This window comes from Flavobacterium sp. SLB02, assembly GCF_009664855.1.
Lineage (GTDB): Bacteria > Bacteroidota > Bacteroidia > Flavobacteriales > Flavobacteriaceae > Flavobacterium.
The window spans coordinates 6,122,544-6,136,520 of the sequence record NZ_CP045928.1; the positions used below are offsets into that span (position 1 = coordinate 6,122,544).

13 protein-coding genes are annotated in these 13,977 nt (G+C 33.8%); 6 read left to right on the forward strand and 7 right to left on the reverse strand.

Translation table 11 applies throughout. The annotated features are described in order from the left end of the window. Positions 1 to 176: 176 nt before the first annotated feature. The 4 genes from GIY83_RS23670 to GIY83_RS23685 all read right to left on the reverse strand — a co-directional run bounded on the left by GIY83_RS23670 (position 177) and on the right by GIY83_RS23685 (position 4,210). Positions 177 to 1,232: a glycosyltransferase gene (locus tag GIY83_RS23670; protein WP_194616879.1), complete on the reverse strand. Its 1,056-nt coding sequence runs from the start codon at positions 1,230 to 1,232 to the stop codon at positions 177 to 179. A gap of 140 nt (positions 1,233 to 1,372) precedes the next feature. Further along, positions 1,373 to 2,053 (reverse strand): DUF2461 domain-containing protein, encoded by a 681-nt coding sequence (locus GIY83_RS23675; protein ID WP_208683806.1) that lies wholly within the window; start codon positions 2,051 to 2,053, stop codon positions 1,373 to 1,375. Positions 2,054 to 2,063: 10 nt separating this feature from the next. Then, positions 2,064 to 2,762 (reverse strand): thioredoxin domain-containing protein, encoded by a 699-nt coding sequence (locus GIY83_RS23680; protein ID WP_208683808.1) that lies wholly within the window; start codon positions 2,760 to 2,762, stop codon positions 2,064 to 2,066. A gap of 368 nt (positions 2,763 to 3,130) precedes the next feature. After that, a complete protein-coding gene (locus GIY83_RS23685; RefSeq protein WP_194616876.1) occupies positions 3,131 to 4,210 on the reverse strand; it encodes a DNA replication/repair protein RecF in 1,080 nt (359 codons plus the stop codon). 415 nt (positions 4,211 to 4,625) lie between these two features. Here GIY83_RS23685 and GIY83_RS23690 point away from each other — a divergent pair, with 415 nt between their 5' ends. The 6 genes from GIY83_RS23690 to GIY83_RS23715 all read left to right on the forward strand — a co-directional run bounded on the left by GIY83_RS23690 (position 4,626) and on the right by GIY83_RS23715 (position 10,856). Beyond that, complete coding sequence (locus tag GIY83_RS23690; protein ID WP_194616875.1) at positions 4,626 to 5,411, forward strand: tetratricopeptide repeat protein; 786 nt, start codon at positions 4,626 to 4,628, stop codon at positions 5,409 to 5,411. 67 nt (positions 5,412 to 5,478) lie between these two features. Beyond that, complete coding sequence (gene ribH / locus GIY83_RS23695; protein ID WP_194616874.1) at positions 5,479 to 6,051, forward strand: 6,7-dimethyl-8-ribityllumazine synthase; 573 nt, start codon at positions 5,479 to 5,481, stop codon at positions 6,049 to 6,051. A 164-nt stretch (positions 6,052 to 6,215) separates the two neighbouring features. Then, positions 6,216 to 8,138, forward strand: coding sequence for a DNA mismatch repair endonuclease MutL (gene mutL / locus GIY83_RS23700; RefSeq protein WP_208683810.1), 1,923 nt, complete (start codon positions 6,216 to 6,218; stop codon positions 8,136 to 8,138). After that, positions 8,135 to 8,884, forward strand: coding sequence for a rhomboid family intramembrane serine protease (locus GIY83_RS23705; protein ID WP_194616872.1), 750 nt, complete (start codon positions 8,135 to 8,137; stop codon positions 8,882 to 8,884). Before mutL ends, GIY83_RS23705 begins: the two co-directional genes overlap by 4 nt. 43 nt (positions 8,885 to 8,927) lie before the next feature. Then, a complete protein-coding gene (locus tag GIY83_RS23710) occupies positions 8,928 to 9,791 on the forward strand; it encodes a rhomboid family intramembrane serine protease (RefSeq protein ID WP_208683812.1) in 864 nt (287 codons plus the stop codon). Positions 9,792 to 9,809: 18 nt separating this feature from the next. Beyond that, complete coding sequence (locus GIY83_RS23715; protein ID WP_194616870.1) at positions 9,810 to 10,856, forward strand: endonuclease/exonuclease/phosphatase family protein; 1,047 nt, start codon at positions 9,810 to 9,812, stop codon at positions 10,854 to 10,856. Positions 10,857 to 10,917: 61 nt separating this feature from the next. Here GIY83_RS23715 and GIY83_RS23720 read toward each other — a convergent pair whose 3' ends face one another. The 3 genes from GIY83_RS23720 to dapB form a co-directional block, all read right to left on the reverse strand. Continuing rightward, the gene (locus GIY83_RS23720) at positions 10,918 to 11,532 is read right to left on the reverse strand and encodes a WbqC family protein (RefSeq protein WP_208683814.1); all 615 of its coding nucleotides are present in this window, start codon (positions 11,530 to 11,532) and stop codon (positions 10,918 to 10,920) included. A gap of 94 nt (positions 11,533 to 11,626) precedes the next feature. Continuing rightward, on the reverse strand, positions 11,627 to 13,183 hold the full coding sequence (gene lepB, locus GIY83_RS23725) for a signal peptidase I (RefSeq protein ID WP_208683815.1): 1,557 nt from the start codon (positions 13,181 to 13,183) through the stop codon (positions 11,627 to 11,629). A gap of 66 nt (positions 13,184 to 13,249) precedes the next feature. After that, the gene (gene dapB / locus GIY83_RS23730; RefSeq protein WP_208683817.1) at positions 13,250 to 13,951 is read right to left on the reverse strand and encodes a 4-hydroxy-tetrahydrodipicolinate reductase; all 702 of its coding nucleotides are present in this window, start codon (positions 13,949 to 13,951) and stop codon (positions 13,250 to 13,252) included. Positions 13,952 to 13,977: the final 26 nt, after the last annotated feature.

A 13,977-nucleotide genomic window follows, 5' to 3' on the forward strand; every position in this document is an offset into this window, starting at 1 on the left:
CTTTAACAGAAAAAACTTCAAACTTTATAACTAATAGCCAATGAAGGAAAGTATAAATTAGAATAAAGCTTATTGCAACAGCGAAAAAAGGTAAGAATATTAATCTGATTTTTTCTAAAAAGTCTTTCATTTTTGATTGATAAACTAGTCTTTTGTTTTTATATGGGCTTCAAATTTTAGCGATTGTTCAGCAACTCATGATATTTATCTGCAATAATCTTCATATTAATATCATAATTCGCATTCTCTTCTACAAATTTTCGATTTTGAATAATAGCATCATTTCTGGATTCAGTATTCGCGAAAGACCAAATTAGTTCTTCGGCCAGCATTTCGATATTATCAATTGCTATTAATTGTCCGTTTTCACGATGTTTGATCCAGCTTTGATTTCCGGGAATATCCGAAACTACCGGATAACAATTACAAGCCATTGCCTCGAATAAAGAAGCCGAAACCCCTTCGGTAATTGGCATACTGATGTAAATATTGGATTGCTGTAATAATTTAGGAAGTTCGGTATTTGGGATTCTTCCTGTGAAAATTACTTTGTTCTCGATTTGTAATGTTGCAGCTAAATCTTTCAAAGATTGCAAACGTGTTCCGTCGCCAACAATCGTCAACGAAAAATCGATTTCTCTTTGGTTTAAAATTGCGAATGCTTTCAAAATCGAATCATGTCGATATTCCGGTTGTAAAGAACGTGTAACAATGGCTTCAATTTTATTTGAATTATTGATCGAAGGAGAAAAAAGTGATAAGTCAATTCCTTTTGGGATAACCAAAACTTTATTCATATCAACACCAATTGCTTTCATTGAAATTGTCATAACCGGACCCCAGGCATGAATTAAATCGGCTTTTTTGAAAGCGTGTTTCTGAATGATTTTTTTTAAGGGTAACAATACAGAACCTTCCGGCCATAAATCGGTTCGGCCTTGTTGTGCAATTGCAATAGGATGCATTCCTGAAATCGCAGCCAGAAAGCCGTAACTGGTCGTTCTCTCGGCAATAATCATATCCGGTTTTTCTTTTCGGATTGTTTCTCGAATAGAAAGCGGAGAGAAGATATATTCTAAAATACGTTTGAAGCGGTTGAGTTTCGAGTTGTTTGGTGTTTGAAGTTCCCAGGTGCGAATTTCAAAGTCGCCAAATTCCTTCAAGCCATTCATCCATGTAATAGCGTCAGCGCGATAGGATTCTCCAAGAAAAAGTATTTTTCTTTTTGTCATTTGAGGAGTAGTTTTTTGCCACGAATTTCGCGAATTTTCACTAATTAGTCGTGGTAATTTTTTTACCTATTTGTTTTTTTTGCCACAGATTAAAAGATTTAAAGGATTTTTAATCTGTGTTAATCTGTGGCTAACTTTTTTTAAAATTCTTCGTCCGTTTCTAAGGCGCGATTAATGAACTCGTTTAGTGGTTTTAAAGCGATAAGTTTTTTACTCATTTTGGCAACAAAGTCTTTTTGAGTGACTCCGGAAATATCATATTTTTGAGTAGCCGTGAAACTTTTTAGTTTTAAAAATTCAATTGCCGGATGGTCTTTCTCATAACCTCTTGGCGGATTTTTAAGCGAATTGGTTTCATTTACATCCAAATTTCCAAACTCTTTCTTGAAGTTTTTATCGGCAAGAATAGCTTCTAAATCATCATGAAAAAAAGCAATTTCTTTACGGACTTTCTTTAGCTGATCAGGTTCTGGCGAATAAAATCCTCCAGCAATAAAACTGGCTCCTTTTTCGATATGAACATAATATCCGGAACGATTTTGTCCTTTTGCTCCTGATGAAAGCCAAACACCAAGATGCGCTTTATAAGGTGATTTGTCTTTAGAAAATCGAATATCGCGATTGATTCTGAAAGTGCAATTTTTAACTTCCAGTAATTCTAATGACGGATCAAGAGGTTTCATTACGTCAAGAAAATCACTCACTAACTGGTGATAATCTTTTTTGAAAATCTCGTATCGTTTTTTATTGTCCTGAAACCACTCTCTATTGTTGTTCTTTTTTAAATCGTCTAAAAATTGCAATGATTCTTTCGTTAGCATATTCTTTGTTTTATTGCAGTTGTTTTTTTAAGTCTTTTTCACTGATAAAGCCTGTAGTTTTCCATTGTACGGCTTTGTTTTCATATAATACAATTGTTGGTAATTGGTCAATTTTTAATTGAGTTGCCAACGTTTTGTTTTTATCAACATCAATTCTAATAATCTTTACTTTATCTGCCATATCTTTTTGCATTGTTAAAAGAAACGGTTCCATTTGCTTGCATGGTCCGCACCATACCGCATAAAAATCAACCAGAACTTTTTTGTCAGAATTTAATAAATCATTAAATTCATTCATAGACATTCCGGCATCTACCTCTGCAGGAATTCCAAATCCTTCTTCGTTCCAGTTCAGGAAACCGCCATCTAATTCGTAAACAGTATCAAAACCTAATTCTTTTAGTTTTGTGGCTGCTTTTTTGCTTCTTCCTCCGCTTAGGCAATATACAAAAACAGGTTTCGATTTGTCGTAAGATGCTGCTTTTGCTTCAAAATCGTCACCATTCCAGTTTACATTTTTGGCATTATCGATATGTTCCGATTCGAATTCGTCAGGAGTTCGAACGTCTAAAATTTGTGGATGATCTGTTGTTTTAATTTTTTCTGCAAATTCTTTTGGATGCAGTGATTCAAAGGAGCTAGATTTTTTATCGTTGCAGGAAATAAGTACAATTGAAACTATTAGCAATAAAATTTTGGGGAATTTCATGGAATTAAATTTTAAATATGGTATCGCTAAAGTAATGATTTTTCAATTTTGAATTCTTAATAGAAAGTGAAATAAAAAAAGTTTGCCACGAATTTCATGAATAGTTTTTAAAAATATTGTTAGGAAAACTAATGCCTAGTCTCTAAAGAAGTGGAAAAACTCTTCTGGCGCGGTTAGCCACAAAAGATTACTTCACTTAATTTCTATTTTATTTCGTAGTTCAGTGAACTTCGTTTGAAACGGATAGCGAGATTCTCTCCTGAAAAAAAAGATTTGGTTTTATCATAGAAATAGGGGATGACAATATTGTGGTTACTTTGTCAAAGATTTGAAATCCATTTAATCTTTTTAATCTGTGGCAAAAAAAATCACAAATTAAATATCTTATAACTCTGATGTGTCGATTTTACGATAGTTTCGGTACGTTCCGGATGTGTGTCTGAAATAAAAAGCTGACCAAAAGTCTCGCTGTTGACCATTTCGATGATTTTACCCACTCTGATTTCGTCAAGCTTGTCGAAAATATCATCAAAAAGCAATAGCGGTTTTACACCACTTTGTTTTTTTAGAAATTCAAACTGAGCTAATTTCAAAGCAATCAAAAATGATTTTTGCTGCCCTTGTGATCCGAATTTCTTTATAGGATGAGAATCGATCTCAAAAGATAAATCATCTTTATGAATTCCTACGCTTGTATATTGCAGCGCACGATCTTTATTGATGTTCTCTTTTAAAAGAGTCAACAGGTCTTTTTCATACAAATGACTTTCATAAACCAATTGCACTGTTTCTTCAGATCCGGTTATGGCCTGATGGTGTATATTAAATATAGGTATAAATTGTTCCAGGAAATCTTTTCTTTTTTCAAAAATCGATTGCCCAAAACTATTCAGTTGGTCATTATATATAGATAAGGTATCATTGTCAAAAGTACGGTTCAATGCAAAATACTTCAATAAAGCATTTCGCTGTACAATTACTTTTTGATATTGAATGAGCTGATGCAGATAAGTGGAGTCTAATTGCGAGATGACGCTATCCATAAACTTACGACGCGTTTCGCTTCCTTCAACAATTAAATCACGATCAGCCGGAGATATAATTACCAACGGAATAAATCCAATATGATCTGAGAATTTATCGTAAGGTTTTCCGTTACGTTTTAAAATTTTCTTTTGCCCTTTTTTTAAACTGCAAACAATTTGTTCTGTTCTGTCATTCTTTTCCAGTTCGGCATCAATAACAAAAAACTCTTCTCCGTGCTTGATGTTTTGCACGGCCAGCGGATTAAAGTAACTTTTTCCGTAAGCCAGATGGTAAATAGCATCCAGTACATTCGTTTTTCCAATTCCGTTTTTGCCCACAAAACAATTGATCTTGCGGTCAAAATCAAAACTGACTTCGGAGAAATTTTTATAATTGAATAAAGAAATTTTGTTTAAATACATTTTTTTTGAAACTGTAATAATAAAAGTTGGCTTGTCCAATTTATGACTTTCTCCTGCAGATTAGGTTTTTTCTACAGCTCCGGATAATTATCGGGATAAAAGATTAAAAAGGATTTTGTTCCGCAAATTTAATTCAATTAATGCTTAATCTGTTAGAATCTGTGAAATCTGTCGCTAAAAATTACTTTTAATAGAATTAGAGACTTTCTATTAATTAGAAAATAGTCAGATGCAAATGGGTAAAAAGATCCAAATAGTTAGGTATTTAGCGGATTTTGGGATGAATTATTTCGAGATTAAAGTGAAAGAATTAGCTGTTTAGTGAATTATTTTTTTTAAATAGATATAAATTTGCTTTTTTTTACGTTAGTTTCAATAAAAATTTTATTTTTGCCGTTCACTAAATTAATTTTAAATGGCTACTTACAATAAAAGAGGATATAAAGCACCAAAGGAAAAGGAAGTTAAAGAGGAGGTTGTGAATGAAGAACAACAAGTAATTCTTGATGGAAAAAACAGTACTACTGCTGACGTTTTTTCTAAACTAGATGAAACTGCTTCAAGAACTGAGGATTGGGTTGCTAAAAATCAAAAAATCATTATTGGTTTAGTTGCCGGTATTGCTGTGGCTACTATTGGATATTTGGCTTACCAAAAATTCATCGAAGCTCCTAAACAAGACGAAGCTGCAAGCGAAATGTTTGTTGCTCAGCAAAATTTTGATAAAGCGACAAATGGTGTAGCAAGTGATTCATTATACAAATTAGCTTTGAATGGTTCTGAAGGTAAATTTGGATTCGTGAAAATTGCTGAAGAATATTCTGGAACTGATGCTGGAAATTTAGCAAACTATTATGCTGGTATGGCATATTTGAATACAGGTAAATTTGATGAGGCTATTAAATATTTAGGTAACTTTAAATCTAAAGAAGCTATCGTGAATGCTTTGGCAATTGGTGGAATTGGAGATGCTTATTCTCAAAAAAACCAACAAAAAGAAGCTTTAGACTATTATGTAAAAGCAGCTGAATCTAACAAAAACGATTTTACAACACCTCGTTTCTTATTAAAAGCTGGTAAAACTGCTTTGGCTTTAGGTCAAAAAGAGGATGCTTTGAAATATTTAACAGATATTAAAGAAAATTACGATGCAACTCCGGAAGCAGCTTCTGTTGATGTATTGATTGGATTAGCGCAATAATAATTTTAGATTTAAGATTTAAGATTGTAGATTTGTAGTTGAGAATTTAAAAATTTAAAATATACAGATGGCTACCGAAAATAAAAATTTATCAGAATACGATAAAAACACGATCCCAAATGCGAAAGATTTTCGATTTGGGATTGTTGTTTCTGAGTGGAATGAAACTATAACTGAAGGACTTTATAATGGTGCTTTTGAAGCATTAATTGATAATGAAGTTCCGGCTCAACAAATTATCCGCTGGAATGTTCCGGGGAGTTTTGAGTTGATTTATGGCGCAAAAAAAATGTTGCAGACACAAAATGTAGATGCAGTAATTGTAATTGGATGCGTAATCCAGGGACAAACCAAACATTTTGATTTTGTATGCGAAGGTGTAACACAAGGAATTAAAGATTTGAATGTTCAAACTGATATTCCGGTTATTTTTTGCGTTTTGACAGACAACAATATACAGCAGTCGATTGATAGAAGTGGAGGAATTCACGGAAACAAAGGTACTGAAGCTGCGATTGCTGCGATCAAAATGGCTTATATTCGCCAACAAGCTTCGATGTCACATCCGTTTAATCAACCATTGTTGTCTTCAGGAGCAATTCAGATAGAAGAAACGCCGATAAAAATCGAGAAAGAATAGCAATATTTTTCTTCTAAAATATTAAAAACCTGTACTGTGTAAAATAGTGCAGGTTTTTTGTTTTTTTTATGACAGCACTTATTCTAAAAGCCAAGAGAAATTCATTAAATTTGTGGTTCTTGGTTCGAAAACTTTAACCTTAACTTTTTAATTATTTTTTCTTAATGTCGAGTATCATTCAATTACTTCCTGATCACGTTGCTAACCAAATTGCCGCTGGAGAAGTGGTTCAAAGACCTGCTTCAGTCGTAAAAGAGCTGTTAGAAAATGCTGTTGATGCTAAGGCAACTGACATTAAATTGATTATTAAAGATGCCGGAAAATCATTAGTTCAGGTTATCGATAATGGTTCAGGAATGAGTGTGACCGATGCGCGTTTGTGTTTTGAGCGTCACGCCACTTCTAAAATCCGCCAGGCCGAGGATTTATTTTCTTTATGTACAAAAGGTTTTCGTGGTGAAGCATTGGCTTCTATTGCCGCAATTGCGCACATGGAAATGAAAACCAAACAAGATCAGGACGAACTGGGAACTCATATCGTAATCGAAGGAAGTAAATTTGTTTCGCAGGAAGTCGCCGTTTTACCAAAAGGAACTTCATTTGCTGTTAAAAATTTATTTTTTAATATTCCTGCCCGGCGCAATTTCTTAAAATCTGATATAGTTGAATTCCGTCATGTTATGGATGAATTTCAGCGTGTAGCTTTGGCACATCCTAATATCCATTTTACGTTTTATCATAACGGAAGCGAAATGTATAATTTGCCTGCTGCAGGTTATCGTCAGCGTATTGTGGGGATTATGTCCGGCAAAACCAATGAAAAATTGGTTCCTGTTAATGAAGATACAGAAATAATAAATGTTCAGGGATTTGTTTGCAAACCTGAATTTGCCAAGAAAAGCAGGGGAGAACAGTTCTTTTTTGTAAACGATCGTTTCATAAAAAGTGGTTATTTGCATCATGCAGTAATGGCGGCTTATGACGGACTTTTGAAAGATGGTTCTCAACCAAGTTATTTCTTGTTTTTGCAGGTTCCGCCAAACACGATCGATATCAATATTCATCCTACTAAAACAGAAATTAAGTTTGACGATGAACAAGCTTTGTATGCTATTTTAAGAGCTTCGATCAAACATAGTTTGGGGCAATTTAATGTTGCACCTGTTCTTGATTTTGATCGCGATGCCAATTTAGATACACCATATCACTATAAAGATTTAGAGGCAGAAACGCCAACAATTCAGGTTGACGGAACTTTTAATCCGTTTACAGATGATAAAACCAACCAGCATTATGCTAAAACAAGTTCCGGATCGGGTTCAGGTTCAGGCTCTGGTTTTAGTTCGGGATCTGGTTCGGGTTCAAATTCATATTCAGGATATAATAAAAGAGTAGAGCCAACGGCAACGTGGGAAAGTTTATATGTAGGTTTAGAAACCGATACAATAGAAAGTTCGCCTTTTACATTCGAAAATGAAGAAGTAACTTCATCGTTGTTTAATGATAATGAAATTGAGCAGGCAAGTCAGGGAACTTATCAAATTCATAAAAAATATATTGTTTCGCCTATAAAATCCGGAATGGTCATTGTTGATCAGCAACGAGCGCATCAGCGTATTTTGTACGAACAATTTCTGCTTAATATGACCGTTAATCAGGCTTCGAGCCAACAATTGCTGTTTCCGTTGAATTTATTTTATTCTTCTGATGAAATGACATTAATCGAAGAATTAAAACCTTCTTTAGAAACAACCGGTTTTGTGTTTGAAGAAGCGCAGACGGATCATATTGTCATTTCAGGAATTCCGGTAAATATTACCGAAAGTGAAGTTTCCCTTGTAATAGAACAATTGTTGAGCGATTTACAAGACGGAATCCCGGCCAGCAGTTATAGCCAGAACGATACAATTGCCAAATCGATGGCCAAAAGTTTAGCGGTTAAAACGGGGTCTTATTTAACCGAAAAAGAACAAGATAATTTGGTAAACGGTTTGTTTGCCTGTAAAGATCCAAATATTTCACCTTTTCAAAAACCTACTTTCATCACCATGCGTGTGGAAGATATAGATAAAAAGTTTGCCTTATGATGAATATGACTCCCGTTGTAAAACAATTATTGATAATTAATATTATTTTTTTTATTGGTTCTCAATTAGTGCCGGTTTCTTATGAATATTTTGCTATGTTTTTTCCTGAAAATCCAAATTTCAGAGCATGGCAGCCCATAACACACATGTTTATGCATGGCGGTATTATGCATATTGCTTTCAATATGATTGCAATGGTTTCATTTGGTTCAGCTTTAGAACATTTTTGGGGAGGTAAGAAATTTTTATTTTTCTACATTTCATGTGGTTTAGGTGCTGCGTTACTACATACAGCAGTAAATTATTATTCTTTTCAGGATACTATGAATGTTTTAATGGCTAATGGATATCAAAAAGCGGATGTCATGAAGCTTTTGAGCGAAGGTAAAATAGATACAAGATGGCAGGATTTAGTTTCTGTTTCTCAATTCTCAAGTTTTACAGATTCTTATATTGGTACAGTTGTGGGGGCTTCAGGAGCTATTTACGGTTTGCTTACAGCTTTCGCTTTTATGTTTCCTAATGCTGAGTTAGCGCTTATGTTTATTCCTGTTCCTATTAAGGCTAAGTATTTTGTTCCTGGAATTTTAGCTGTTGATTTGTTTTTAGGATTTAGAGGAAGCTCTTTATTTGGAAGCGGAGGAACTGGAATCGCACATTTTGCACACGTTGGTGGAGCTTTGACTGGATTTTTGATTATGTGGTACTGGAAAAAAAATCAGTTTAATGGTAATCGTTGGAATTAATTTTTAACTTTAATATCGCAAATAAAAACTAAAGAAAGCTTTTATGAATATTCTTGATGATTTAAAATTACAGTATAGATTGGGTGGTATAGCAATGCGTGTTATTTATTGGAACATTGTTTGTTTTCTGATCTCGTTGGTGTTCTTTTATTCATTTTCAGGAGGTGGTTTTAATTATCCAACCTGGTTGGCCTTATCATCAGATCCCAATATATTTTTGTTTAAGCCCTGGACATTTTTAACGTATGCTTTTTTTCATGCATCGTTCCTGCATTTGCTGTTTAATATGATGGTTTTAAACTTTGCGAGCAATTTGTTTCTTACCTTTTTTACCCAAAAACAATATTTAGGATTGTATGTTTTAGGAGCAATCTTTGCAGGTGTTGCTTTTGCCCTGAGTTTTTACTTTTTTAATATTTCGGCTCCTATTGTTGGTGCTTCTGCTGCGATTATGGCAATTCTTGTTGCTGTAACAACATATCAGCCTTTAATGGGTGTGCGTTTAATGTTTTTTGGCAATGTTAAACTCTGGCATATTACAGCTGTAATCCTGGTGCTTGATTTAATGCAGTTTCGATTAGATAATACCGGTGGGCATGTCTCTCATTTAGCCGGAGCAATTTTTGGATTCCTGTTTATTAAACTGCTTCAAAACGGAACAGATTTAAGTAAAATAGTTTCCAGAACAATAGATTTCTTTGTAAATCTATTTAAAAAATCCCCTTCGACCCCTTTCAAAAAAGTTCATAAAAATTACAAAAAACCTACAGAAAAAGTGACGTCAAGAATTGTTACAAAAGATAAAACGCAACAACAAATTGATGAAATTTTAGATAAGATTAGCCAGTCGGGTTATGATTGTCTTACAAAAGAAGAAAAAGAGTTTTTATTTAAAGCTGGAAAATAATCCTTTTAGCATAGAAATATGAAAAACCTTTCGTGGTTTAATAAAATAATGTTCTTTTTGAATATAGTGCTGACTGTAGTGACATTTAGTATTTATATTTTACCATTTTTGGCACCTAGAAGTTTTCCTCTTCTATCGGTGCTTACGCTCTTTATGCCGGTTTTTTTCGTGCTGAATGGATTGTTCTTTATTTATTGGGCAATTCAGTTTAAAAAACGTCTTATTTTATCTGGTTTGGTTTTACTGACCGGAATTACCTTTATCAGTAAATTCTATAAATTCTCTGCCAAGGAATATATCAAAGACGAGAAGGACTTCTCTATTATGAGTTATAACGTACGTCTTTTTAATGTTTTTAAATGGCTGGACCGTGATGATATTCCGTCAAATATAAAAGCTTTTATTGATGAAAAAGATCCGGACATTCTTTGTATTCAGGAATACTCCAATTCTGCTCATATAGACTTAAAAGTGTATCCTCATCGCTATATATTTATCGATGGAAATCAGATTAAAACTGGTCAGGCTATTTTCTCTAAGTTTCCTATCATATTTGAAGGAAATATTATTTTTCCAAATTCGGATAATAATGTAATTTATGCTGATATAAAGCGTGGCAAAGATGTAATTCGTGTATACAATATGCACTTGCAATCCATCAAAATTTCGCCTGATGTCACTAATATTTCGAATAATATAGATAATGTAAATCAGGAAAAGTCACAGCTTATTTATACCCGAATAAGTAAAGGATTCAGGCAGCAACAGGAGCAGGCTGAAATATTTAAAGAGAATATTAAAAAATGCAAAACTCAGTTTATTATTTGTGGAGACATGAATAATAGTCCGTTTTCGTATGTATACCGAAGTATAAAAGGAAAACAAAAAGATGCTTTTGAAGAAGCAGGAGAGGGTTTTGGCGCGACTTACAAATTTCGTTATTACCCAGCCCGAATTGACTATATTTTTACTGACAGTAAGATGAAAGTAAAAGGTTTTGAAAGTTTCCCCGATTTCGAAAATTCAGATCATTACCCTATAATGGCGAGACTTTCGATGGAATAAATTGAAAAGAAAATCAATTTTTTAAAATTCCAAATTCCAAAAAGAAAACATAAAGACGTAATTAAACTAGTTTCTGTGTTTTTAAATAATCCATGGCAAATTTACCTTCGTTAAAAAGCAAGTCCAAAACACTTAAATTGTTGATGAATCCGTGTTTGTCATCAAAAACCTGGGTGTATTTTTTAAATACATTGGGATCTTTTTTTCCGTTGGCCAAAAATCTGAAATCAGTGATGTTTTCAGCCTCATGAAAATATTCGGTGGTTTTAGAAAATTCTAATTTCATTCGTAAGCACTTCGTTACAATGTCTAAAACTTCCATATTCAGATCCATAAGGAAAGTATGTTGCTTTTCGAAAATAGGGCGTATATCATCTTCAAAAAACTCAAAAAAAGGCGAACTTCTATATCCTGCTTCCAGTGATTTAAAATGTTGTTTTTGCCAGTCGAATTCATTCTCGATCAAAACATCTTTCGTTTTTTGATGTGTTGTTTTTGAATGCTTAACAGGAATGTTCAATAACTGAATTCCGTTTGGACTATAGATGTAAGTACGGTTTCTATTGGTCTGTTTTTGAAAATTATCTTCCATTTCAAAAGTAATATTTTCAGATTGAGCCATAACTGCAAAGTGACTAATCGACGGAAAATAGGTAGGAAGTAATAAGGAATTCATTTTATTAAGTTTTTCGTTAAAAGTTTCAGGTTTCAAGTTTCACGTTCGCAAAGAACCTGAAGCTTGAAACCTGAAACAAAAATAACTATTTTTTTTATGCTTTGTTTTCTTTTCTTTTTCTCCAGAAATATTCTCCAACAAAATAGGCTGCAAGAATAATTAAGAAGTATTTAAAGTAAGATTGTGGTTGTCCTTCGCCATTAACGGTAGTGAAAACCCTGTCCCAACGAACTTTGTTAATTCCTTTTCCGTTAGTGTCCCAGCTCATCCAGATAAAAACCGGTTTTCCTACGATATGATTTGCAGGAACATAACCCCAGTAACGGCTATCTTCAGAGTTATGACGGTTGTCTCCCATCATCCAGTAATAGTCTTGTTTAAAGGTATATGTAGTAGCTTGTTTTCCGTTGATTAAAAAATGAGAACCATCTAATTGCAAAGTGTTTCCTTCGTATTTGGTAATGATTTCCTTGTAAAATGGTAGAGATTCATTGGTCAAAGCGACTGTTTTTCCTGCCTGAGGAATGTATATTGGACCAAAATTATCCTGACTCCATTTGTTGATATGAGGGAAAATTGCGTTGTCATTTCCTCTGTCAATTTCTCTTTTTACAGCAGTAATTCCGGGAGTGTTTTTTAAACGTTCTGCACTAGCTTCTGTTAATGCTCTGAAATATATAGTATCTCTTTTTTCCTGATCTTTAATATAAGCGCCATCCGTAATGTCAAGCTCCTTCATTAATGATTCAAAATCAATTGAAGTTTTCCCGTCTAAAGCTACAGCATATGAATATTGAGGTTTGGCACGTTCCGGTAAAATTAATTTTTTTCCATTAATAAAAACAAAACCGTCTACAATTGACAAGCTGTCACCAGGAATACCAACACATCTTTTTACGTAATTCGATTTTTTGTCGATAGGTTTTATAACTCCGGGTCTTCCTTTTGGCTCATAAAAATAATGAACAGTATCTACGGGCCAGTTGAAAACCACAATGTCAGATCGTTTTATTTTTTCTAAAGCCGGCAATCTAAAGTAAGGTAATTGTGGCCAGCTTAAATAGGATTTTCTTTTTACAAATGGTATCGTATCGTGAACCATTGGCAGCGCCACCGTTGTCATAGGTACACGAGGGCCGTAATTTACTTTGCTTACAAACAGGAAGTCACCAATTAATAATGATTTTTCTAATGATGAAGTAGGTATTGTATAAGGCTGTACCACATAAGTATGTACTAATGTTGCTACGATAATAGCAAAAAGTAAAGAGCTTATAGTGTCTGCAGTTTTATTTTGAGGTCTTAATTCTCTGTTGGCATTATATTCTAATTTTTGAGTATAATTTACATAATAGATATAAAATCCAAAAGTGAAAATCCCTAATAAAGTATCTAAAGTAGATTTTTTACCAAATGTTCTTAAGGTTTCTACCCAAACAACAGGAAACATAATTAAATTAATAATCGGGATGAAAAGTAATAAAGTCCACCAGGTTGGGCGACTGATTATTTTCATTAAAATTATTGAATTGTAAACCGGAATTGCAGCTTCCCAGGTTTTTCTCCCGGCTGCCTGATACAGTTTCCAGGTTCCCAGAAAGTGAATTACTTGTACGGCTAAGAAAAATACGAACCAAAGATATAGTGTCATAGTTTTTTGTTTTATGTTTCAAGTTCAGGTTTGTTCTATAGAAACTCCTGATGCTTTAAAAATTGATTATTTTAAATTTAATACATCTTTCATGCTGTAAATTCCTGTTTTACTAGCAAGCCATTCGGCGGCAATTACAGCTCCAAGAGCAAAACCTTCGCGGTTGTGTGCAGTATGTTTTAATTCGATGCTGTCTACAATTGAGTCGTAAGTTACGGTATGAGTTCCCGGAACATCGCCAATTCTTTTTGCTTCAATATGAATCTCATTTGTTTTTGCCTGATCCAGAGTCCAATTGGTGTAATTGCTATTTTCGATAACACCTTTTGCTAAAGAAATAGCTGTTCCGCTTGGAGCATCTAATTTTTGAGTATGATGAATTTCTTCCATTGATACTTTGTAAGAATCAAATTGCGACATGATTTTGGCTAAGTAGTCATTTAATTCAAAGAAGATATTTACTCCTAAGCTGAAATTTGAACTCGATATAAATCCACCTTGTTTTTCGTTGCAAAGAGCGACCATTTCGTCAAAATGCTCCAACCAGCCAGTTGTGCCTGAAACAACAGGTACATTGTTGTTGAAACAGCTCGAAATGTTGCTTACTGCAGCAGTCGGAACGCTAAAGTCAATTGCAACATCTGCAGTTGAAAGTCCGTCGTATGTGTTGAATTCGTCTTTCTTTAAAACAATTTCGTGACCTCTTTCTAAAGCAATTCGTTCAATTACTTTACCCATTTTTCCGTATCCTAAAAGCGCAATTTTCATTTTGTATGTATTTTTTTGAGTTTAAA

Excerpts from the sequence above, each read along its gene's own strand:
- GIY83_RS23670 (WP_194616879.1), bottom strand. The coding sequence starts at position 1,232 with ATGACAAAAAGAAAAATACTTTTTCTTGGAGAATCCTATCGCGCTGAC.
- GIY83_RS23675 (WP_208683806.1), bottom strand. The coding sequence starts at position 2,053 with ATGCTAACGAAAGAATCATTGCAATTTTTAGACGATTTAAAAAAGAAC.
- GIY83_RS23680 (WP_208683808.1), bottom strand. The coding sequence starts at position 2,762 with ATGAAATTCCCCAAAATTTTATTGCTAATAGTTTCAATTGTACTTATT.
- GIY83_RS23685 (WP_194616876.1), bottom strand. The coding sequence starts at position 4,210 with ATGTATTTAAACAAAATTTCTTTATTCAATTATAAAAATTTCTCCGAA.
- GIY83_RS23690 (WP_194616875.1), top strand. The coding sequence starts at position 4,626 with ATGGCTACTTACAATAAAAGAGGATATAAAGCACCAAAGGAAAAGGAA.
- ribH (WP_194616874.1), top strand. The coding sequence starts at position 5,479 with ATGGCTACCGAAAATAAAAATTTATCAGAATACGATAAAAACACGATC.
- mutL (WP_208683810.1), top strand. The coding sequence starts at position 6,216 with ATGTCGAGTATCATTCAATTACTTCCTGATCACGTTGCTAACCAAATT.
- GIY83_RS23705 (WP_194616872.1), top strand. The coding sequence starts at position 8,135 with ATGATGAATATGACTCCCGTTGTAAAACAATTATTGATAATTAATATT.
- GIY83_RS23710 (WP_208683812.1), top strand. The coding sequence starts at position 8,928 with ATGAATATTCTTGATGATTTAAAATTACAGTATAGATTGGGTGGTATA.
- GIY83_RS23715 (WP_194616870.1), top strand. The coding sequence starts at position 9,810 with ATGAAAAACCTTTCGTGGTTTAATAAAATAATGTTCTTTTTGAATATA.
- GIY83_RS23720 (WP_208683814.1), bottom strand. The coding sequence starts at position 11,532 with ATGAATTCCTTATTACTTCCTACCTATTTTCCGTCGATTAGTCACTTT.
- lepB (WP_208683815.1), bottom strand. The coding sequence starts at position 13,183 with ATGACACTATATCTTTGGTTCGTATTTTTCTTAGCCGTACAAGTAATT.
- dapB (WP_208683817.1), bottom strand. The coding sequence starts at position 13,951 with ATGAAAATTGCGCTTTTAGGATACGGAAAAATGGGTAAAGTAATTGAA.